The sequence below is a fragment of the Paracoccus gahaiensis genome (assembly GCF_005048225.1).
In the GTDB taxonomy this organism is placed as follows: Bacteria; Pseudomonadota; Alphaproteobacteria; order Rhodobacterales; family Rhodobacteraceae; genus Paracoccus; species Paracoccus gahaiensis.
The window spans coordinates 1-20,570 of record NZ_SUNI01000018.1 but is presented as its reverse complement, the minus strand read 5'-3'; the positions used below and the strand labels follow the sequence as shown (position 1 = coordinate 20,570).

The 20,570-nt window shown below is 61.8% G+C and carries 19 protein-coding genes; 11 read left to right on the top strand and 8 right to left on the bottom strand.

Going from position 1 to position 20,570, the window contains the following annotated elements; genetic code table 11:
- Position 1: 1 nt before the first annotated feature.
- Positions 2-964 carry a tripartite tricarboxylate transporter substrate binding protein gene (locus tag FA743_RS15835; RefSeq protein ID WP_136887073.1) on the bottom strand — a complete coding sequence of 321 codons (963 nt, stop codon included), beginning with the start codon at positions 962-964 and terminating at the stop codon, positions 2-4.
- Between the two features lie 225 nt (positions 965-1,189).
- Here FA743_RS15835 and FA743_RS15830 point away from each other — a divergent pair, with 225 nt between their 5' ends.
- Positions 1,190-2,089: a LysR family transcriptional regulator gene (locus FA743_RS15830; protein ID WP_136887072.1), complete on the top strand. Its 900-nt coding sequence runs from the start codon at positions 1,190-1,192 to the stop codon at positions 2,087-2,089.
- On the opposite strand, the gene FA743_RS15825 is transcribed toward FA743_RS15830, so the two are convergent.
- On the bottom strand, positions 2,055-3,008 hold the full coding sequence (locus FA743_RS15825) for a LysR family transcriptional regulator (RefSeq protein ID WP_211242294.1): 954 nt from the start codon (positions 3,006-3,008) through the stop codon (positions 2,055-2,057). The two genes, FA743_RS15830 and FA743_RS15825, sit on opposite strands and share 35 nt — an antisense overlap.
- A gap of 156 nt (positions 3,009-3,164) precedes the next feature.
- On the opposite strand from FA743_RS15825, the gene FA743_RS15820 reads away from it, so the two are divergent.
- A complete protein-coding gene (locus tag FA743_RS15820; protein WP_136887071.1) occupies positions 3,165-4,328 on the top strand; it encodes a mandelate racemase/muconate lactonizing enzyme family protein in 1,164 nt (387 codons plus the stop codon).
- 165 nt (positions 4,329-4,493) lie between these two features.
- Here FA743_RS15820 and FA743_RS20960 read toward each other — a convergent pair whose 3' ends face one another.
- The gene (locus FA743_RS20960) at positions 4,494-4,655 is read right to left on the bottom strand and encodes a winged helix-turn-helix transcriptional regulator (protein WP_425467199.1); all 162 of its coding nucleotides are present in this window, start codon (positions 4,653-4,655) and stop codon (positions 4,494-4,496) included.
- Between the two features lie 223 nt (positions 4,656-4,878).
- On the opposite strand from FA743_RS20960, the gene FA743_RS15810 reads away from it, so the two are divergent.
- Entirely contained in the window at positions 4,879-5,511 is a 633-nt protein-coding gene (locus FA743_RS15810) for a tyrosine-type recombinase/integrase (RefSeq protein WP_136887070.1), read from the top strand.
- A 152-nt stretch (positions 5,512-5,663) separates the two neighbouring features.
- Here the strand turns inward: FA743_RS15810 and FA743_RS15805 are convergent, their stop codons facing one another.
- Positions 5,664-6,254, bottom strand: coding sequence for a LysE family translocator (locus FA743_RS15805; RefSeq protein WP_136887069.1), 591 nt, complete (start codon positions 6,252-6,254; stop codon positions 5,664-5,666).
- Positions 6,255-6,351: 97 nt separating this feature from the next.
- Between FA743_RS15805 and FA743_RS15800 the strand changes: the two genes are divergently transcribed.
- Positions 6,352-6,849 (top strand): Lrp/AsnC family transcriptional regulator, encoded by a 498-nt coding sequence (locus FA743_RS15800; protein WP_136887068.1) that lies wholly within the window; start codon positions 6,352-6,354, stop codon positions 6,847-6,849.
- On the opposite strand, the gene FA743_RS15795 is transcribed toward FA743_RS15800, so the two are convergent.
- Entirely contained in the window at positions 6,805-8,421 is a 1,617-nt protein-coding gene (locus FA743_RS15795) for an ABC-F family ATP-binding cassette domain-containing protein (protein ID WP_136887067.1), read from the bottom strand. The genes FA743_RS15800 and FA743_RS15795 overlap by 45 nt on opposite strands.
- Positions 8,422-8,612: 191 nt before the next feature.
- On the opposite strand from FA743_RS15795, the gene FA743_RS15790 reads away from it, so the two are divergent.
- Positions 8,613-8,891 (top strand): SH3 domain-containing protein, encoded by a 279-nt coding sequence (locus FA743_RS15790; RefSeq protein WP_136887066.1) that lies wholly within the window; start codon positions 8,613-8,615, stop codon positions 8,889-8,891.
- A 413-nt stretch (positions 8,892-9,304) separates the two neighbouring features.
- Here FA743_RS15790 and FA743_RS15785 read toward each other — a convergent pair whose 3' ends face one another.
- Positions 9,305-10,162, bottom strand: a complete 858-nt coding sequence (locus tag FA743_RS15785) for an isocitrate lyase/PEP mutase family protein (RefSeq protein ID WP_136887065.1) — start codon at positions 10,160-10,162, stop codon at positions 9,305-9,307.
- Between the two features lie 18 nt (positions 10,163-10,180).
- Complete coding sequence (locus tag FA743_RS15780; RefSeq protein ID WP_169308914.1) at positions 10,181-10,960, bottom strand: GntR family transcriptional regulator; 780 nt, start codon at positions 10,958-10,960, stop codon at positions 10,181-10,183.
- A gap of 158 nt (positions 10,961-11,118) precedes the next feature.
- On the opposite strand from FA743_RS15780, the gene FA743_RS15775 reads away from it, so the two are divergent.
- From FA743_RS15775 to FA743_RS15750, 6 genes are all read left to right on the top strand, one after another.
- Entirely contained in the window at positions 11,119-12,132 is a 1,014-nt protein-coding gene (locus tag FA743_RS15775; RefSeq protein WP_136887063.1) for a Bug family tripartite tricarboxylate transporter substrate binding protein, read from the top strand.
- A gap of 31 nt (positions 12,133-12,163) precedes the next feature.
- Positions 12,164-12,655, top strand: a complete 492-nt coding sequence (locus tag FA743_RS15770) for a tripartite tricarboxylate transporter TctB family protein (protein ID WP_169308913.1) — start codon at positions 12,164-12,166, stop codon at positions 12,653-12,655.
- A 15-nt stretch (positions 12,656-12,670) separates the two neighbouring features.
- Positions 12,671-14,191, top strand: a complete 1,521-nt coding sequence (locus tag FA743_RS15765; RefSeq protein WP_136887061.1) for a tripartite tricarboxylate transporter permease — start codon at positions 12,671-12,673, stop codon at positions 14,189-14,191.
- On the top strand, positions 14,188-15,585 hold the full coding sequence (leuC, locus tag FA743_RS15760) for a 3-isopropylmalate dehydratase large subunit (protein WP_136887060.1): 1,398 nt from the start codon (positions 14,188-14,190) through the stop codon (positions 15,583-15,585). Before FA743_RS15765 ends, leuC begins: the two co-directional genes overlap by 4 nt.
- Complete coding sequence (gene leuD / locus FA743_RS15755; RefSeq protein ID WP_136887059.1) at positions 15,582-16,217, top strand: 3-isopropylmalate dehydratase small subunit; 636 nt, start codon at positions 15,582-15,584, stop codon at positions 16,215-16,217. Before leuC ends, leuD begins: the two co-directional genes overlap by 4 nt.
- Positions 16,218-16,357: 140 nt before the next feature.
- Positions 16,358-18,922, top strand: coding sequence for a penicillin acylase family protein (locus FA743_RS15750; RefSeq protein ID WP_136887058.1), 2,565 nt, complete (start codon positions 16,358-16,360; stop codon positions 18,920-18,922).
- A 443-nt stretch (positions 18,923-19,365) separates the two neighbouring features.
- On the opposite strand, the gene FA743_RS15745 is transcribed toward FA743_RS15750, so the two are convergent.
- Entirely contained in the window at positions 19,366-20,397 is a 1,032-nt protein-coding gene (locus FA743_RS15745; protein WP_136887057.1) for a LacI family DNA-binding transcriptional regulator, read from the bottom strand.
- Positions 20,398-20,570 lie beyond the last annotated feature (173 nt).

Genomic DNA, 20,570 nt, shown 5'->3' with positions numbered 1-20,570 from the left:
GTTATTCGCCGATGCCCAGGGCGGCTGCGCCTGCGCTGTATTCCTCGGTCATCTGCGCGACGAATTCGGGCATTTCGTCATAGGGGATGTCGGTCAGAACAAAGCCGCCCTCCTCCATCCGGGTCACGAATTCGGGATCTGCATTGATCTCGGACACGATGTCGGACAGGCGCTGGCGAATATCTTCGGGGGTCGATGCGGGCACGGCGATGCCGCGATAGGCGCCGCCCACGATCTCGAATCCCAGCTCGGTAAAGGTCGGCACATCCGGGAAGGCGGGCATCCGTTCCTCGGAGGCGACGGCCAGCATCCGCAGCGCATCCCCCTGCGCCATCGCCGAGGTCGCATAGTTGAACCCGCCCGTCGTCTGGTTGCCCAGCACCGCCGTGATCGACGGGCCGGTGCCCGAAAACGGCACATAGGTGGTGGTGATCCCGGCGGCCTGATCGAATTCCAGCTGGCCCAGATTGTTGGCCGATTTCGACCCCGACCCGGCCAGCGTGACCATGCCGGGATTGGCGGTGGCGTGATCGACCAGCTGCTGCAATGTCTCGAATTCGCTGTCCGAGGGGACGAAGATGGCATTGGGCGTGTAATGGAAATAATGGATCGGGGTCAGATCCTCGGTCGTGTATCCGGCATTGCCTTCCAGTGGCTGCAGGATTGTGTGGGGCAGGTTGATGCCCATCACGGTATAGCCGTCGCCCGCTATATCGTTCAGCTGCGACCAAGCCTGCGCGCCGCCCGCGCCGGGCTGATACTGGATGATCACGTCATGACCGGTATGGGCATTCCAGACCGCCTGCTGAAAGCGCGCGGCAATGTCGGACTCCCCGCCCGGATCGAAGGGCAGGATATAGGTGATGGCCTTGCTTGGAAACTCGTCGGCCGTCTGCGCGCTGGCGGGCAGTGCGGTGGCAAGGGCCATGGCGGCCGCTGCGGCGAATGTGCATTTGATGGTCATGATGTCCTCCCAGACAGTTATCTCGACGCCCGGAGCGTTCCCGACCGGGCTTCCGGGTCGACCGTTGCGGCCATGCAGCGCGGGCGCATCGCATGGCCGCAACGGCATCATTCGTCGTAAACCGAGTCCTCCTCCGACCCTTGCCAACTCTAGCCCCTGAAATCAGAGCTGGGAAATTCCGGTTGCGCACTTCATTATTGAACTGAAGGAACGAATGGGGCGGGCATGGTCGGCGAGAGCGACATGAACTTCTTTGCGGTCGTGGGTCAGCGCAACAGCCTGGCCGAGGCCGCGCTGGATCTGGGCGTCACCGCCTCGGCAGTCAGCCGCAGGCTGGCCCGGATCGAGGACAGGCTGGGCGTGCGCCTGATCAGCCGCACCACCCGAAGGCTGAGCCTGACCAGCGAGGGCGAGGCCTATCTGCAGGCCTGCCTTGACATCATCGGCCGGATCGCGACCGCCGAAGGGGCGATTTCGGCCAGCAGGGGCGCACCGCAGGGACTGCTTCGGGTAAACGCGACATTTCAGTTTGGGCGCGAGCATGTTGCCCCCGCCTTGTCGGCCTTTGCCGCCCGCTATCGCGACCTGCAGACCCAGCTGGTCCTGACAGACGCCCCTTGCAACATCGTCGAAGACGGGTTCGACCTTCAGATCCGCTTTGGCGAGCCGACCGCCACGCGGCATGTCATGGCACTGCTGTTGCGCAACCGCCGGGTGCTCATCGCCTCTCCCGAATACATCGCCGCGCGGGGCCTGCCGAAACGCCTGTCCGATCTGGCCCATCATTCCTGCATCGTGCTGCGTCAGGAACATTCCGCCTATGACGTCTGGCGCTTTGGCGATGACGCCATGGTCCGGGTGGCCGGCGACATGTCGACCAACGACGGCGAGATCGCCGTATCCTGGGTGCTGGCAGGTCATGGCATCATGCTGAGGTCGGAATGGGACATTGCCCGTCATGTCAGCGACGGGCGGCTCGACGTGGTGCTGCCGCGTCACGTGATGCGGGCCGATATAATGGCCGTCTATCCCGAAAGGCTGAACCTGTCGGCCAAGGTCCGGATGTTCATCGACCTGCTGCGTGACCGGATCAAAGAGCGTTCGGGTGATTTGCAGCTGCCCTGACCGAGGCGGCCTCGCCCAGCTGCTGCCAGAACCGTTCGGCCCGCGCCCCAAGCGGGGCACTGGGGCGGAACAGCGCGATATCAACATCGACATGCCAGCCATCGCCGCCACCGGCAAGCCGCCCGCCGGGCCCCAACTCGTCGCGCGCCAGACTGTCGGGGATCCAGCCCACGCCCTTGCCCTCGATCGCCAGCGCCTTCACCGCCATCGCCAGATGGGAACTGAACAGCGGCGACAGATGCAGTGGCCCGTCGCAGGACGGCAGGGCTGCGGCCAGAATGCGGCCCATCCCGGAACTGGGTTCAAAGGCAATGTGCGGCACCGGGCGGGCGGGCGTGCCGGGAAGGCGGTGCAGAGGCCGGCCCGCGCCGTCACGTCCGGTCACCGGAACCAGCCGGTCACGCGCCAGCACGACATGGTCGAACCCGGCGTCGGGCAGGCAGGTCGGGCTGGCAACGTGATGGTGGCACAGCAAGAACTGTGCCTCGCCCGCCTGCATCATCCGTTCGCAGCGGATCATGTTGTCCGACAAAAGCCGCATGGGCTGGGTCGCGGCGCCCGTCCCAAGGCCCTTGATCCAGGCGGGAAAGAAGGTGAAGGACAAAGCATGCGTAGCGGCGAAGGTCAGCGTTGCGGTGCGCGCCTGATCGATGTCGTCGCGGGCGCGGTCCAGACGCCGAAGCACGTCGCCCGCAGCGTCCAGCATTACGGTGCCTGCGGGGGTCAGTGACAGACGGTGACTGCCCCGCTCGACCAGACTGACACCGCACCATGCCTCCAGCGCCCGGATGCGCCGACCGAAGGCGGGTTGCGTGATGTTCCTGATCTGCGCCGCGCGTGAGAAATTCAGCGTCTCGGAGAGAGCCTTCAGATCGGCCAGCCATGTCGTGTCCATGTAGAAGCCATGCTGTTTCGGCATCATGATCCGACAGGCATATCTCAATGGCAAGGCCATGTGGCCAAAACATCTGATTCGGCCATGCCGGATCGGCACAGAACGGTGCCACATTGGCATTGGCGCCGATCCGCTCCGGCGCGTAAGCCGACGTTCATTCCCGGCACAAGGACCGATCTCATGCGTATCATCGATGTCTGCGAAGTGACCAAGCCGATCTCATCGCCCATCCGCAACGCCTATATCGACTTCAGCAAGATGACGGCCAGTCTGGTCGCGGTCGTCACCGATGTCGTTCGCGACGGGCGGCGCGTCGTCGGTTACGGCTTCAACTCCAACGGGCGCTATGGTCAGGGCGGCCTGATCCGCGAACGGTTCCGCGACCGGATTCTGGAGGCCGATCCGGCAAGCCTCGTCACCGATGCCGGTGACAATCTTGACCCGACCCGGATCTGGGCGGCGATGATGACGAACGAAAAGCCCGGCGGCCATGGGGAACGGTCGGTCGCAGTTGGAACCCTCGACATGGCGGTTTGGGACGCGGTCGCGAAGATTGCTGGAAAACCACTGTTCAGACATTTGGCAGAGATTAAGGGTCGCGAGGCAGACCCGCGCGTGTTCGTCTATGCGGCGGGCGGCTATTACTATCCCGGCAAGGACGACAGCGCCCTGTGCAAGGAAATGCGCAGCTATCTTGACCGGGGCTACAACGTGGTCAAGATGAAGATCGGCGGCGCCTCCATCGCCGAGGATCAGCGTCGGATTGAGGCTGTTCTGACCGAGATCGGTAGCGAGGCGCAGCTTGCCGTCGATGCCAACGGGCGGTTCGATTTGGAGACCGCGATTGCATACGCCAAGATGCTGCGGGACTATCCACTGTTCTGGTATGAAGAGATCGGCGACCCGCTGGACTACCAGCTTCAGGCCGCCATGGCAGAGTTCTATCCGGGTCCGATGGCCACTGGCGAGAACCTGTTCTCGCATCAGGATGCCCGCAACTTGATCCGTCACGGCGGCATGCGCCCAGATCGGGACTGGCTGCAGTTCGACTGCGCGCTGTCTTATGGGCTGGTGGAATATCTGCGCACGCTCGACGTTCTGGATCAACTCGGATGGTCGCCATCGCGCTGCATTCCGCACGGTGGCCACCAGATGTCGCTCAACATTGCGGCGGGTCTGGGCCTGGGGGGGAACGAAAGTTATCCGGACCTGTTCCAGCCCTATGGCGGCTTTCCCGATGGCGTGAAGGTCGAAGAAGGGCATATTGTCATGCCGGACATTCCGGGGATCGGCTTTGAGGGCAAGTCAGATCTGATCAAGGTTATGCGCGAACTGGCCGAGTGATATTCTCTGCGGTGCGGTTTCCCCCACAAGGAGCCGCATCTTCAGTTCGATAAGGTTACATTTGTCAGCTCGCATTGGCCCGTGCTTGCTTTCGCAAATACACTGAGTCTCTCCGCACTTCGATCGAAAGGCCGAGGGCCTTACCCATTTCGCTCGATGCATACTCTACCCGTGGGAGACCTGCGGGTAGAGCGTCGTGGTGACGATACCGTCCTTTTTAAACTTCTTGAGCTGGTGGATCAGCATCTTTTGGCTCGCCCCTTCGACCTGACGTTCCAGTTCGGAAAAGCGCGACGGCCCTTCCGCCGACAAAAGCTGGACTATGATAACAATCTTCCAGCATGCGCAGCATTGCTTTTTCCAGAGGCAGGTTGCCGAAGATACTGCGTCACGGACAAGTGTCCGCTCTTGCTAAATACTGCGGCAGCAATGATCCACGGCGTAGGTCTGCTTTCCGCCCGAGCGCCACGACTCGATGCCTCAACTGTGGTATCCTCTCTTGGTCGGCGTGACCGAAGAAGGGTGGGCCAGGTGGACAGGAGGCGTTCTCATGTCCGTCGATCTTCTCCCCGCCCTTCGATCTGCCCGCGTCGCCTGGAACAAGGGCCGCATTATCGGGCAGAAGCGCCCGCTCCTGCCGCGGCATGTCTGGTCAATCCGCGTCCGGCTTGAAATGGCGGGCAACGCCCGTGACCTTGCGCTTTTCAACATGGCAGTCGACAGCAAGTTGCGCGGGTGCGACTTGGTCGCCCTTCGCGTCCGGGATGTCTTCGCAGCCGGGCGCGTCAAAGAACGTGCCTCGATGATCCAGAGCAAGACGGGCAAGCCGGTCCGGTTCGAGATCACCGAGGTCACGCGCCAGTCCTTGGAGTGCTGGATCCTGGACCCCGAAATGATCGGCCTCGAGTTCCTTTGGCCGAGCCGGATCCACGGCAGCCCACACCTGTCGACGCGGCAGTATGCGCGGATCGTCCGGGGGTGGGTCATATCTTTGGGTATGGAGCCGAGAGCCTACGGCACCCATTCGATGAGGCGGACGAAGGTGGCGCAGATCTACAAGAAGACGGGCAACCTTCGGGCGGTGCAACTGCTGCTGGGCCATACGAAAATGGACAGCACTGTCCGCTACCTTGGCGTCGACATTGAGGACGCACTGTCACTGTCAGAGGGGATCGACCTTTAGCCCTCCTATCGACCGGCACCTTCCGTGCCGGTCGGCCCGTAGCGGTCGGTCGACCCTCGCTAGATGCTGCGGTGCCGACTCCCGAACCGGACGTTGATGCGGCATGCAGCGAAGTCGCATGGGTCCTGTCCGCTTTGCGCGGAGCAGCAACGTCATACCAGCAGCGGAAACATCGATGCAACCAGCAGTGCCGCCATGGTAAGGTTGAAGACCTTAAGCCTACGCGGGCTGGAGAGCCACTGCCGGATGATCGTCCCGAGCCATGCCCAGACCGAGATCGCCGGCAGGGATACCAGCGCGAAGGCCCCGGCGACGATCGCGACCGACAGCAGCGTCCGGTCCGGGGCGTAGATCGTGATCGCCGACAGGCACATGGCCCAGGCCTTGGGGTTTACCCACTGGAACGCGGCCGCCTGCATCAGGGTCATGGGCCGTGCCTTGGCGTCCCGCGCCTCGATAGGCGCTGCCGTGGCGATCTTGTAGGCCAGCCACAGAAGGTAGAGGACCGAGACGACCTTGAGAATGCCGCTTAGCACCGGCACGGCCTCGAACAGCGCCATCAGCCCCAGCCCTACCAGGAGAGCCATCAGCGAGACGCCCCCGGCGATCCCCAGCATGTGCGGCACCGTCCGACGGAAGCCGAAATTCGCCCCGGAGGCCATCAGCATCAGGTTGTTCGGACCCGGCGTCACCGTGGTGACGAAGGCAAAGCCCAGAAGAGCGGCGAGGATGGCGGAGGTCATGGTCTGTCCCTAGGCAGGATTGACGTCTGCCACTCTAGGGCTTGCCCCGCGCAATGTTTCGTCGAATGTTGATCGAGGAGAAGCCCGGGCGCAACGAATGGTGGAAATGGACCAAATCGACCGGAAAATATTGCGTGAGCTGGCGCGCAATGCGCGCGTCAGGAACGTGCAATTGGCCGAGTGCGTGAACCTCTCGCCCTCGGCCTGCCTGCGCCGGGTGGTGGAGCTGGAGAAGACCGGGGTCATCCGGGGCTACGGCGTCCGGACCGATCCGGAGCAGACCGGGCGCGGCTTCGCCGTCTATGTGATGGTCGGCCTCTCTTCGCACTCCAAGGCGGCACAGGAGGGGTTCGAGCGTGCCATGAGCATCACCCCCGAGGTGGCTGAATGCCACAACATCGCAGGGGCCTGCGAAGATCTTCTTCGCGTCGAATGCGCGAGCCTGGCCGACTACAAGCGTTTCCACACGGAGGTGTTGGGCACGCGGTCCCACGTCAATGCCATCACCTCCTACATCGTCATGGGCTCGCCCAAGGATGTCCGGGCGTTATCATGCACTGATCTGCAGGATCGCCGCGGACCCGCCGGTCTCTAGGACGAGCCTCCGGTCGGGTTTCAGCGAAGCGAAGAAGGCTTCGTCGTGGCTGACAGCAAGCACGGCCCCGTCATAGGTGGCCAAGGCAGCCTCCAGTGCCGCGATCCCGTCCAGGTCCAGGTGGTTCGTCGGCTCGTCAAGGATCAAGAGCATCGGCGGGGGCGTGGCGCCCAGAGCGCAGGCCAGCCCGGCGCGCAGTCGCTCTCCGCCGCTCAACTCGCCGGCGCGCCGCAACGCGTCGGCGGCGCGGAAACCGAACCGCGCTAGGGCCTCATGAGCCTGATGCCGGTCGCGGCCGGGGTTGAGGCGCAGGAAGTTCTCGTGCAGGCTGTCCTTCGGCTGCAGAAGGCTCTGATGCTGGTCGAGCAAGGCCCACGACACTTCAAGCGACACCCGGCCCGACTGTGGGATGATCTGCCCGGTGATCATCTTCAGCAGCGTGGATTTACCGCTGCCGTTCGCGCTGCTGATGACCAGGCGCTCGGGACCTTCCATAACCAGCGTCAGGTCGTAGATGATGGGGCGCGCCCGGTCGTAGCCGCCGGTGATCCCGTCGAGCCGCAGCACGGTATTCCCCCGTGCAAGGTTCGTCGGCGGCAGCGCCATGCGCAGCGGCTGCAGGATCTCGATCTTCTTGCGTGCGGTCGCCAGCGCCTCTTCGGCGGCTTTCCGCCTCGCTTCCCGCAGGCGGGCGCCTGCACCTCCCGAGGCCTCGGCCCGGCCCTTCGCCGCATCCAGCAGGATCTTCGGCTGACCGCCCTGGGCCCGTGCCCGATCCCCGGCGCCGTCCTTGCGGGCCTTGCGTTCGGCGGCAGCCTGGGCACGACGGGCGGCTTCCTTGCTGGTCCGCTCGGCATGGGCGAGGTCATGGGAAGCCGCATCGAGTTCAGCCGTCTTGCGCTGACGATACGCGCTGTAATTGCCGCCGTAGCGGCTGGCCTTCAGCGACGTCAGTTCGACGACGGCGTCCATCTCCTCCAGAAGCTCGCGGTCATGGCTTGCGACGATCGCGGTTCCGGACCAGCCCCGCAGCAGATCGATCACGGCGGCTCGGCCATCCCGATCCAGGTTGTTGGTCGGCTCGTCCAAGAGCAGGATGTCGGGCTGCCGGAAGGCAAGAGCGGCGAGAGCAGCGCGGCTGCGCTGACCGCCCGACAGCTTCTTCAGCGGCGCCTGCGGATCTGCGGACAGACCAAGCCGCAAAAGGGCGGCATCCACGCGAGCAGGTAGCGACCAATCCACTTCTGCCAACTCTGACACGTCGGCAAGCCCCGCCTCGGCCCGCGCCAGGACCTCGAGCGCCGGCCCAATTCCGAAGAGGTCAGCGATGATGTCGTCCGGCTGCTGCACCGCATCCTGCCGCATCACGGCGAGCGTGCCCGCGACCAGCTCTTGGCCGGCTGCGGAAAGGAACTCGCCCGCGATCAGGCGCAGCAGTGTGCTCTTGCCGCTGCCGTTGCGGCCGACGAGGCCGGTGCGCTCAGGCCCGAAGGTCAGATCGACGTCGATGAAGAGCGGAGAGCCTTCAGGCGTGAGCCAGGACAGGCCGGACAGGGTGACGGATGATGACATGAGGCAGAACTTCTCGCAGCGAAACCGAAAGGGCGGTGGTGGCGAGGTTCAAGTCCATGTCGAGTCTGTCTCCAGTCATGATGACAAGTAAGGTAAGAAAACGGCACCTGCTTTGCAATGCGATCGCTGCGAGCGGCTGTAATCATGTCCGATCATGTCGTAGAAGAATAGAAAACAATGAAGGTTCGATCATGCGAAGCCCTTTTGCCGCTCTTCTCGCTCTCACTGTCGCCACCGGATGCGCGGTTGGTTCGGGTGCTGTCGCCCAAGGCGCGGGGCCTGACGACTTGCTGAAGCTCCGCAAGGGTCCGGGCCTCGAACATGACGTGATCATCGGCCTGCCCGACGGCACGCGCCTCACCCGGCAGAATTGCGTCCCGAACAACGGCAGGGTCTGGTGCCGGGTATTCCTGACAGACAGGCCCAGTGTGTCGGGCTATGCTTCAGCGGAGTATCTGGCGCATCGCTGATAGCAGCATCGATCCAAAGTGGCACACGGCCCTTTGCAGACTGCTAGCACCTACCGCGGGACAGCGTATTCCTCCCCATAGTTGACATTTAGACATGGCGCAGCATGCCGACTGGTTGATGCTGCGTTTGACCGACCAGTGGGAACGAAGCCTTTGGATGGTGGGCCAAGCGCGCGTCCGGCGTCAGCGCTTCCGAACGGATGGTCTTACGGGCCTAGCGCCAAAGCGCGCATCGATCTTGAGGGAGCGTGCGCCAGCAGTTGACCCGTCCAGCCTTTCGTCGGCCCCCCTCATTCAAACTTATCGCGATCCAGGCATTGCTTCATCTGATAGCAAAATTGATCGCAACTCCTCTAATCCCGCTACGCCTCTCGCCAGCCAATCCCATGTAAAGCCAGCCAACCCACGCATGTTCAATATCTGGCCGAATCTTGAATGAGTTCGGGTAAACCTATTGCTCTGTTCAACTCATCAAAGTCTGCCATTCTGTCGGAAAATGGCGCATTTGAGCGATGCTTGAGCAAGCTTGCAAAATAGCCCTGCATCTGGCGCAGCGCAGCTCTGGCAAGGCCTCCCGGGAAAATCACGATCCGAAAGCCTTTGGTGTGCAGAGTGTCCGCGTCGTTGATCGGCGTGTCGCCGCCTTCTACCATATTAGCCAAGAGCGGGATACGCGCAGCGAACCGCTCAGCGATGCGATCCTGTTCTTCCAGCGATCGTGGCGCTTCAATGAACAGGACGTCGGCACCAGCCTCCAGATATGCCTCACCCCGATCGAGCGCGGCATCGAAGCCTTCTACGGCGATCGCGTCGGTGCGGGCGATGATCTGGAGTTCCGAGGAACCCCGCGCGTCGCAGGCGGCCCGTATCTTTCCAACCATTTCCAGAGTCGGCACCAGCGTTTTGCCCCTGAGATGCCCACAGCGCTTCGGAAAGCCTTGGTCTTCGAGCTGCAGTCCAGATGCCCCCGCGCGTTCGAACAAACGCACCGTGCGCTTCACGTTCATTGCATTACCAAAGCCTGTGTCGCCGTCGACGATGATCGGAAGCGGCACGCGATCACGGATCAGGGTCAGGGTGTCGGCGACCTCTGATGCGGTCACCAGTCCGACATCGGGCCGGCCAAGTCGGGTATAGGCAATCGATGCCCCAGAAAGGTAGAGACATTCGAATCCCGCCTGCTGGGCCAGAAGTGCCCCGAAGGCGTCATAGACGCCGGGCGCAAGAATGCCCTGACCGCCCGTGCCGAGAAGTCGTTTCAATCCGCTCATGGCCGGAGTCCTTTCAAATCAGGTATTCCAAACTTTGCAGGCCTCGTCCGCGCTGCGGTCGAAGCTCATTTCATGTTCATAAGTGTCGGGGCGATACAGACCATGGATCCGTTCCACTGCACGTCCGTCGATGTCGAAAACGGTGCGCCGGATCGCAAGCAGCGCTTCTCCGGGTTCCACCAGGAGCATCTGGGCCACATCCGGGGCCGCAAGGCAGGCAGAAATGGTTTGCCGGGCGCTGTGAACGCGATGTCCCGTGCCTTCGATCAAACGCAGCAGCGATGTGCGTTCGAGATCGTCCTGCGTGATCGCCTCACCGATATCGGCTGGCAGCCAGGTTGTCAGGTGACTGAAGGGCCGGCCTTCAAGGCTGCGCAGCCGCACGGCGCGTTGGACACGTGTGCCGGGTTCGATCTCCATCGGCGCCGCGATCTCGGGAGGGGCGTTCACGAAACGCAGGTCAATGACCGACACCCGCGTCTTGAGGCCGAGCGCCATGAGGTTTTCGAAATTTCCTGACAACGAGGCCCCGACCGGCGATCCGACGGATCCTATCCTTGCAAATGTTCCCCGGCCCCGACTGCGTTGCACGCTGCCTTCGGACGTCAATCGCTCCATCGCCTTGCGGATTGTGATCCGGGAAACTCCGAATATGTCCGCCAATTGAACCTCGGCGGGCATCGGCTCATCTGCAGTCCAGACGCCGTCCGCGATTTGCTGCCGAAGCACCAAATAGACCTGATGATGCTTGGGCAACACCGAGGTCTGGCTCACCGAATGCCCGTCATCCCTGGCCATTTTCGCAGTCCTCCCTCGACCCTGGTGCATTGATAGCCTGCGTCGCGATGCGATAAAAGCTGAAATGTTATGTTGACATGACAATAGGACCATGTTGCTTTGAGGACGTCGATCAGCCGGGAGGGGCCAGATCGATCTGAGTTCCAGGGGAGGATGACATGCACGATCTGACAGGCGTTTCACGACGCAAGTTCATTGGCACCGCAACACTGGTCGCAGGGTTCGCGACGGCTTTGGGTGTTCTGGGCCAACCGGCACTTGCGGCAGATTGGCCGGATGGACCGATTACGATCGTCGTGCCCTTCGACGCGGGTGGCAGCGCGGACCGCATGGCCCGCACGCTGGCTGATCCACTGTCCAAGGCACTTGGGCAGCCGGTGGTGGTCGAGAACAGGCCGGGAGGCGCTGGAGGGTTGGGCGCCACCTATGTGTCGCGGGGAGAGCCTGACGGAAACACACTGCTGCTTATGCAAGCGACGCCGTATCTGGCGAATGCGATCCTGATGGGCGGTGCGCCAGTCCAGTGGGACGACTTCCGCCTCCTGAATGCGCAATGGAATGACTATGGTATTGTGGCGGTTCACAAGGACAGCCCGTATCAGACCTTTGCTGAGCTGACGGAGGCCATGAAAGAGCCGGGCACGGTCTCTTCTGGGATCATCTACGCGAATGGTGGGCACCTGCAGACTTTGGTGATCATGGATGCACTGGACATTCCCCATGAAAACGTTCGCTTCGTGACCTATGACGGTGGTTCACCGCTTCGGGCGGCGCTTGCGGGCAACCAGGTCGATTTCGAGGTGCTGGCCGCAGAGGGCGCAAGCAGCGTCATGGAGAGCCTGCGGGTGCTGGCAGTCGTCAACGGATCAGACCCTGACGATCTGGGGGCGCCGCTGATGAATGACGCACTGGCCGAGATGGGGGCAGAGCCGCAGCCGATCATCGGTGGCAACGTCACCGGCCTGATGATCCCTGCTGCTTTCGCCGAGGAACACCCTGACCGCTATGAGACGCTGGTGACGGCCTATCGCCAGGTCGTCGAAAGTCCGGAATATGCCGAGGCAGCACAAGCGTCCGGCTTGGGATACGACTGGGTGGGCCCCGAAGACAGCCAAGCGATGATCGACGAAGCTTTCGAAGCCCTGAGCACCTATGCCGACGTCCTCGAATAGTATCAGGGCGGGCAGCGAGGTGGATACAAAGGTGGAAAAGGAGCCGGTCGCGAAATCCCCCGAACTGGCCTACGGGATCCCACCGCGAGCCGGAGCTGTTGTCTTCGCCCTGGTCGCGGCAGCGGCCATGGCGGGTTACGCGTGGACGATTCTCGGCACCGCGCGGAATGCTGGCGATTGGCTGCTCATCATCCCTGCCACGATCATCGGCGTCGCTGCATTACTTTGGGCTGCAATCGTAGACGGCAAAAGCCTCGTCCGTCAGTCCGGCCGTAGAGTTCAGTTTCTTACTGATCCCGCGGGGAAGCCCGTTACCCTTCTGATCCTGATCGGGGCCTATGCGCTCTCCCTGCCATTTCTGGGCTTCGATGGTGGCACCGTCATATTCCTCGCCCTTGCCCTGCTGATCCAGGGAGAGCGCCGGGTCTGGTTGATAGTCCTGAATGCCATTGCTGGCACGGCGCTGATGGTCTGGGTTTTTCACGGCCTGCTGATGGTCAGATTGCCACTGTCAATTTTTTGATGAAAGGGGCTCGCCATGCTTGACCTTGCGGCCTTCTCGGGCGCCTTGCAGTTGCTCGGGGGCGATATCATGGCTTGGCTGGTCGTTCCGCCGGGCATCGTGATTGGTCTGATTTTCGGCGCGATCCCCGGGCTGTCGATCTCGATCGCCATGGCCGTGTTTCTGCCTGCAACGCTCTATATGGACTTCCTGCCGGCCATTCTGTTCCTCTCGGCGATCTTCACCGGCGGCGGATTTGGCGGGGCAATCCCCGCCATCCTGATGAACATTCCCGGCACATCCAGCGCGGTGGCCACGGCCTTCGACGGCTATCCAATGGCACAGCAGGGTCGTCATGGTGAAGCGTTGGGTGTCGGCCTGGCCGCTTCGGTGATTGGCACGTTCTTTGGATATGTTGTCCTATTGTTGATCGTCGGTCCTGTGGCCGGCTGGGTGCTTAAGCTGGGCCCAACCGAGATGCTGGTGATCGCGATCTGGGGTTTGCTGCTGATTGCCGTTTTGAACGATTCCAGCTTCGCCAAAGGTCTTGCGGCGGGGATCCTGGGTATTCTCATCTCGACCGTCGGTTATTCGGATACCGGACTGATGCGGGGCACATTCGGCAGCATGTATTTGCTGGATGGTATCCCGGCAATCCCGGCCCTGATCGGCCTGTTTGCTGCATCGGAACTGATCAACATGGCGGGGCGAGACTACATCGTCACCGACAAACGCCTGCGCAAGCTGGAGATGCGGCCGATCCTGCAAGGCGTGAAGGACACCTTCCGGCGCTGGCCTGCCGTCCTTCGAGGGTCGGCCTTGGGCACGATCATCGGGATCATTCCAGGCGTCGGCGCCAGTGTCGCCAACCTTGCCTCCTATGCTACGGCGAAGCGATCCTCGGGCGATCCCGACAGCTTCGGGCTAGGCAACCCGGATGGCGTGATCGCGTCCGAGGCCGCCAATTCATCCTCGGAAGGCGGTGGGATGGTAACGCTGCTTGCCTTGGGCCTTCCTGGTGGCGCAGGCACAGCGATCCTGCTGGGCGCGTTTGCCATGCACAATGTCACGGGAGGGCCGCGCTTCATCTCCGAGAGCACCGACGTCGTCTATGCGATCATCCTTGGCAACATGGTGCAGGCCATCCTGTTGCTGGTGATAGGTATCGCCTTCGTCTTTTTTGCCAGCTCCATCGTCAAAGCGCCGCTGCGCTACCTGATCCCCTATGTCATCGCCATCTCGATGATGGGGGCTTACGCCATCACAGGCTCGGTTGTGGGTCCGATGACTGTCGCGGGCGCCGGGGCCTTGGGGTGGGTCATGCGCCGCTATGGCTATCCGGTAACGGCCGTCGTGGTCGGCCTGCTTGTCGGTCCCATGGCAGAGGGTGAGTTGGTGCGCAGTTGGCAGATCTCGGGCGGGGAGCTGTCGTTTCTACTCGGTCGACCTATCACGCTGTTCCTGCTGCTGTTGCTGGCGGGCTCGGTCATCCTGTCGCAGCTTGGCGCCCGTCGCGGTCGCGCCCGAACCGCTCAAAAAAAGGCGTCTTCAGAGTGAATGCCCCGCGCACCATCGTCCAGAAAATCTGGGATACCCACCGAATTACTTCCGCAAAGGGCGCCGATCTGCTGTTTGTGGACCGCCACCTGCTGCACGAGGGGTCGCACCACGCCTTCGACAAGATCGCAGCTTCCGGGCGGGCAATCCGCCATCCGGAACTGACCTTCGGGGTGGCCGACCACTATGCCCCAAGCCGACCAGAACGCGCGACCGAGGCCACGGTTACGATGATTGATCGTTTGGCCCGTAATACCAAGCATCACGGCGTGACCAGCTTCGGACTCGGCGACTCACGTCGCGGGATCGTCCACGTCGCGATGCCGGAGCAGGGGCTGACGCTACCGGGGACCATCATAGTCTGTGGCGACAGCCATACTGCCACACACGGTGCGTTCGGCGCCTTTGCGTTTGGGATTGGAGCATCCGAGGTGGCGCATGTGCTGGCAACCCAAGCCCTGTGGCAAACACCGCCGCGCATGATGCGTATCAACGTGAACGGCCACCTGCCCCCTGCCGTGACCGCGAAAGACCTCGCACTGCACATCATCGGTCAGATCGGGACGGGCGGGGCCACGGGCCATGCTGTTGAATACGGTGGGGACGCGATTTCGGCTCTGTCCATGGAAGGGCGGATGACCCTTTGCAACATGACCATCGAGATGGGCGCCCGCTCGGGCATCGTGCCACCCGACGAGGTCACCTTCGCTTGGATCGACGGGCGGCCAATGGCTCCGTCGGGTCGAGCGTGGTCAGCAGCGGTGGATCAATGGCGCGGCCTGCGGTCGGACCCTGGCGCAGTTTACGATCATGTGTTGGATATGGACGCTCATCAGGTCGCACCCATGGTGACTTGGGGCACGAGCCCCGAACATGTCGCGCCGGTTACCGGGGTCGTTCCTGAGGGCCAAACAGATGCTTTGGACTACATGGGTCTTCACGCCGGGATGCCCATCGCTCAGATTAACGTGCAGCGCGCGTTCATCGGATCTTGCACCAATGGGCGCTGGTCTGACCTTCTGGACGCCGCCGCAGTGCTAAAAGGACGACAGGTCCGCGTGCCCCTGCTTGTCTCGCCTGGCTCGGAGGCGATTGCGGCGCAGGCCGAAGCCGCCGGCATCGCCGATCTCTTCCGAGCGGCGGGCGCCGAATGGGGGTCGTCAGGCTGCTCACTTTGCGTCGGAATGAATGGTGATCAGGTGGCCCCGGGAGAGCATTGCGCCTCGACATCGAACCGCAACTTTCGCGGGCGCCAGGGGCCCGGGGCCCGGACGCACCTGATGAGCCCCGCGATGGTCGCGGCGGCAGCAGTGATGGGCCATGTCACAGATGTGCGTGACCTGACACTCGCAGACATGGCGCAACACACTATCATGCGGGAGGCGCGCGCATGACACCGTTCGTCACGGAAACCGGGCCCGGCGTGGCGCTGCCCATGGACAACATCGATACCGATCAACTGATCCCCGCGCGCTTCATGAAGCGAAGCCGAACCGAGGGATACGGGGAACAACTGCTATTCGACTTGCGCCACCATGCCGACGGCAGCAAGCGTGGCGATATGGCTCTGAACCATCTGTCAGTGCCGCCGATGCTTCTGATCACTGGCGCAAATTTTGGCTGCGGCTCGTCGCGTGAGGCCGCAGTCTACGCCTTGGTTGATCATGGCATCCGATGCGTCGTCGCTAGAAGCTTTGCCGACATCTTCCGCAACAACGCGATGCGGAATGGGTTGTTGACCGTTGTCTGCGGCGATGCAGAGCACAGCGCTCTTACTGCATATTTGTCAGTTGCTCCGGGGGAAGCGGTGACTGCTGATCTGAAAGCTCAGACGATCTCCTGGGGGCAGAAAAAGGGCTTTGCTTTCGACATTGATGCCAACGCCCGGCGACGGCTTTTGCTGGGGATGGACGAGCTGTCAGAGACACTGGAATACAGCAAAGAAATCGAGGACTTCGAGCGCCGCTATTTGCAGCATCACCCTTGGATAGCACCGCATTTTCGTGGCTTCCCCGGGAGGGCATAGGCTCCGGTTCCTTTGGCGGGATCGGGATGAGCACCAGCACGACGCAGCCAAGGTCCTGAACTATCAATTTGCAGATCGTGCAAATTATAGCTTCGCGTGAGTAGCGAATCGAGGCAGACTTGTATCGGGAAAAGGGAGGAATGCAGATGTCGAAGAGAAAAACTCTTTTCGTTTTGTCAGCCACTGTTTCAGCAATGACCATGGTGCCGGCTCATGCCGAGTTCGCATCGGCTGTCACTCAGGAGACGCGCGGCGTGGCGGGACTGGAGCAGCCCGCAGAGATCATCATCGATCAATGGGGGGTGCCTCACATCTATGCCGGCACAGACCGCGACGCGATATTCCTCCAAGGCTACAATGCCGCGCGTGATCGGCTGTGGCAGATCGACCTTTGGCGAAAGCGAGGATTGGGGCAACTCTCCGAAAGTTTCGGCGAAAGCTTCGTCGATCAGGACAGAGCGGCCCGCCTGTTCTTGTATCGCGGCGATATGGAGGAGGAGTGGGCCGCCTACGGCCCCAACGGCCGGTCGAGTGCAGAGGCTTTTTCGGAGGGGGTCAATGCATATGTCCAACAGGTGTTGGATGGCGATCTGCCCACGCCGGTCGAGTTCGACCTGACAGGCTCGGAGCCGGCGCTTTGGTCTCCTGAGGATGTGGTTCGGATCCGCAGTCACGGTCTGACCCGCAACGCCAGTTCCGAAGTATCTCGGGCGCGGATAGCCTGCGAAGAAGGTATCGAAGCTGACCGGCTGCGCCAGAAGCTGGAGCCCGAATGGACCCCGTCCATTCCCGAGGGCCTTGATCCCTGCACGATCCCGGAAGACGTGCTGGCAGATTATACGCTCGCCACCAGGAATGTGACATTCGAGGCGCCGGATGCGGCCTCGCAAACTGAACCGGTTCCCGCCTTGGGCACTGAAACCGACGTGGACGCTGGGTCCGCACCAAACGCGCTGGAACCTGCTGATCCTGATTCTGCTGCTCCGGAGACCCACGAAAACAACGAAAGCTCGGGCGATCAGGAAACCCGGCTGGATCCGGCGACTTTCCTGCGGACCACGGCGGCCAATGTTCAGGAAATCGGTTCGAACAACTGGACGGTTGCTCCGTCCCGAACGGCGACCGGACGGCCGATCCTCGCCAACGATCCACACCGCGCCCACGGTGTGCCTTCGCTGCGGTATGTTGTGCATTTGAATTCGCCCAGCATGTCGGTCATCGGCGCGGGCGAACCGGCACTTCCTGGCGTTTCGATCGGTCACAATGGCAAGATCGGTTTTGGCCTGACAATCTTTGCCGTCGATCAGGAAGACATCTATGTCTACGAGCTTAATCCGGACAATCCGGACCAGTATCGCTATCGGGACGAATGGGTCGACATGGATGTCATGTCCGATACAGTGAATGTCCGGGATGGCGAGCCCGTGGATATCGAACTGCGGTTCACCCGTCACGGTCCGATCCTCAAGGTCGATGCAGATAACAACCGCGCATATGCCTTCCGCAGCGTCTGGTTCGAGCCCGGCACCTCCGCCTATTTTGGTTCGGTCGACTACATGGGTGCGCAGAACTGGGACGAGTTTTCCAGCGCAATGGAACGGTTCTCGACACCATCCGAAAACCAGGTCTATGCCGACACGGACGGCAATATCGGGTGGATCGTCGGTGCGATCTCACCACTTCGCGAGAACTGGGACGGCCTTCTCCCCGTTCCTGGCGACGGGCGATACGAATGGGACTTTCTCGAGCGCGACAAGCTGCCCTCCTCCTACAATCCCGAAAAGGGCTGGTTCGCGACGGCCAATGAGATGAATCTGCCGGAGGATTATCCCTATGAGGATTACAAGGTCGGCTTCGAGTGGTCTGATCCTTCCCGGTATAACCGTATTGCCGAGGTGCTGTCGGAAGACGACCAGATGACGCTGGCCGGCTCCATGGCGCTGCAGAACGACGATCACAGTATGATGCAGCGCCGGGTGGTGGCCCTGATGCAAGGGCTGAGCTTGCCCGAAACCGCATCATCGTCCGACAACCAGGCACTGGACCTTATCCAGAACTGGGATGGGGTTACCTCCGCCGACAGTGCGGCGGCCGCAGTGGCCGAAGTGATGCTCAGCAAACACCTTGTCAAAGTCGCGGGTCCACGTCTTCTGGGAGACGATCTATCGACGCTGCTAGGTCGCGGTGCAATCACGACGGTGGTCGATCTGCTGGAACAGCCAGATGACCGCCTGGGCACGGAACCTGACGCAGCACGCGATGAGATCCTGTCTCAGGCGCTGAGTAACGCCGTTGCGGAAACAACCGAGCTTCTTGGGCAGGACGTGGCAGAATGGCGTTGGGGTGATTTGCACAAAGGCGTCTTCACCAGTTCGGTCGCTTCGCTTTCGCCGGGGGGCTTGAGCAGCCAGTTGAATGTCGGACCGCTATCCATGGGCGGGTCTGCCTTCAGCCCCCGTGCTGCAAGCTACAACGATGCTTTCGAGGTCACCTCGGGTGCATCGTTCAGAATGGTTCTGGACGTCGGTAACTGGGACGAAAGCAGGTTCATCAACACTCCTGGCCAGTCCGGTGACCCGATGAGCGCCCATTACCGCGATCTCGCTCCGTTGTGGGCTGCAGGCGACTATGCTCCCTTGGTATACTCCAGAGAAGCTGTCGAGCGCGCAGCGCATCACGTCATAGCACTGACGCCTGGAGACTGATCCTATGTGACGTGGGGCACTACAATGCTTCACGTCACCACATATCTGATCCGCCCATAACCCAGCATTCTGGATGGGATAGAGAAGCCACGAGAAGGACCGCCTGCACGACCGCTCTGCACGCTGCTCTGAAAATTACTGAATATTTAAACAAATTTACAAACCCAACCATCGCCTCAACCTTGGCAGTCATCTCTCTGCCACACGCGCGGATTATGCAGAGTGGTCGCAGAAACTGCGCGTGGTAGTGACGGACTGCTGACACACCGCATCGGATTTGAGGGTGGTAGGCTCACGCAGTCCGCACGAGCGGCTGCTTTTCCGATCTTGCTGCATCTGCCTCGCCGCGCCGCCGTCAGGCCGCTTTCCGCCCTTTGTGCCGATCCCGGACAGGAATAAATTACACGAACCCGGGTCTGCAGGGATTTTTATGTAATATGCTCTTAGTCTTGCGACGATCCCCGCGCGACCAGCGATGGCAATGGGCCTTCGGTGACTTGCTGGATCTCCTTTCCAGCGATCAAGTCCATTAGCAGCCTCGTGGCCAGCGCCGCAACCTGATCCAGATGCAGATCAATGGCGGTCAGCGCGGGGCGTTCTTCTCTGGCCCTCAGGCCATCATAACGGGTCACGACGCGGACATCGTCGGGAACGGTGCGACCCTCGTCACGAAGCGCACGCATGGCGCCGGTGGCAAACGCATCAACGGGGACAAAGATTGCGTCAACGTCCGGGTTGTTCGTTAATAGATAACGGGTTGCTTGATAGGCCCCCTCCTCGCCTTCGGTTTCCGGCACCCTGATCACGCAGGGCGGGATGCCGCGCAGAAGCATCCATGCCTGATAAATGACCTCGGTCGTGCTCTGCGAAGCACGCGACGACGTGCCGAGGATCAGAGCAATCCGTCGTGCCCCCTGTTCAAGCAGATGCGATAGCAGCAACTCAGCTGTCCGGGTGTAATGCAAATCTACCCAGGGCAGGTCACCTCCTGACGGATGGCTCGCCGGTGGCTCGCCAATCACTACAACCGGCACGCCGCGGTGTTTCAAGAGCGACAGAAAGGCATCGTCGCGCTGCGGCTCAATCACGATGGCGCCGTCCATGGCGACATGGCGAAGGGCCACCGCCGGATCGGCAACCGGCGGCACCAGCACCAGTGCGGAATTGTAGTCCAGCGCATGGATCGCCGCTGAGGCCGCGATCTCCATCAGGAACCCCAGGCGGGACGAGCCCGCCGATACGGCGGCAGGCATCGAGGTCATCACGGCGATCGTGTTGGTCAGGCCCGTGCGCATCCGCCGCGCGGCCAGATTGGGGACATAGCCAAGGGTGGCGATGGCCTGATCGATCCGTTGCCGCGTTTCGGGATCGACACCCCGCATCCCTGATAGCGCGTTGGATACGGTCCCCTGCGACACCCCGGCAAGCCGAGCCACATCCTTGACGGTTGGTCGCTTGCCCGCTGTGTTATCCATCTGCTGCCCTGACTTTCATCAATCTGCTCGTTCTATCATCGAGCAGACCTTTCCTCGCAAGGTCGCGCATTAAAACGTTTTACTCAAGGCAGAATTAACCGTAACGCTGCATTAAATCGTTTTAAGAGGCTGCTATGACCGTTGTTGATCAAACCACAATCCGCCGTCGCAAG

Bases quoted from the DNA above. Each gene is read 5' to 3' on its own strand.
- FA743_RS15820 (WP_136887071.1), top strand. From the start codon at position 3,165: ATGCGTATCATCGATGTCTGCGAAGTGACCAAGCCGATCTCATCGCCC.
- FA743_RS15830 (WP_136887072.1), top strand. From the start codon at position 1,190: ATGGTCGGCGAGAGCGACATGAACTTCTTTGCGGTCGTGGGTCAGCGC.
- FA743_RS15825 (WP_211242294.1), bottom strand. From the start codon at position 3,008: ATGCCGAAACAGCATGGCTTCTACATGGACACGACATGGCTGGCCGAT.
- FA743_RS15810 (WP_136887070.1), top strand. From the start codon at position 4,879: ATGTCCGTCGATCTTCTCCCCGCCCTTCGATCTGCCCGCGTCGCCTGG.
- FA743_RS15795 (WP_136887067.1), bottom strand. From the start codon at position 8,421: ATGTCATCATCCGTCACCCTGTCCGGCCTGTCCTGGCTCACGCCTGAA.
- FA743_RS15745 (WP_136887057.1), bottom strand. From the start codon at position 20,397: ATGGATAACACAGCGGGCAAGCGACCAACCGTCAAGGATGTGGCTCGG.
- FA743_RS15750 (WP_136887058.1), top strand. From the start codon at position 16,358: ATGCAGATGTCGAAGAGAAAAACTCTTTTCGTTTTGTCAGCCACTGTT.
- FA743_RS15775 (WP_136887063.1), top strand. From the start codon at position 11,119: ATGCACGATCTGACAGGCGTTTCACGACGCAAGTTCATTGGCACCGCA.
- FA743_RS15800 (WP_136887068.1), top strand. From the start codon at position 6,352: ATGGTGGAAATGGACCAAATCGACCGGAAAATATTGCGTGAGCTGGCG.
- FA743_RS15805 (WP_136887069.1), bottom strand. From the start codon at position 6,254: ATGACCTCCGCCATCCTCGCCGCTCTTCTGGGCTTTGCCTTCGTCACC.
- FA743_RS15785 (WP_136887065.1), bottom strand. From the start codon at position 10,162: ATGAGCGGATTGAAACGACTTCTCGGCACGGGCGGTCAGGGCATTCTT.
- FA743_RS15790 (WP_136887066.1), top strand. From the start codon at position 8,613: ATGCGAAGCCCTTTTGCCGCTCTTCTCGCTCTCACTGTCGCCACCGGA.
- leuD (WP_136887059.1), top strand. From the start codon at position 15,582: ATGACACCGTTCGTCACGGAAACCGGGCCCGGCGTGGCGCTGCCCATG.
- FA743_RS15780 (WP_169308914.1), bottom strand. From the start codon at position 10,960: ATGGCCAGGGATGACGGGCATTCGGTGAGCCAGACCTCGGTGTTGCCC.
- FA743_RS15835 (WP_136887073.1), bottom strand. From the start codon at position 964: ATGACCATCAAATGCACATTCGCCGCAGCGGCCGCCATGGCCCTTGCC.
- FA743_RS15765 (WP_136887061.1), top strand. From the start codon at position 12,671: ATGCTTGACCTTGCGGCCTTCTCGGGCGCCTTGCAGTTGCTCGGGGGC.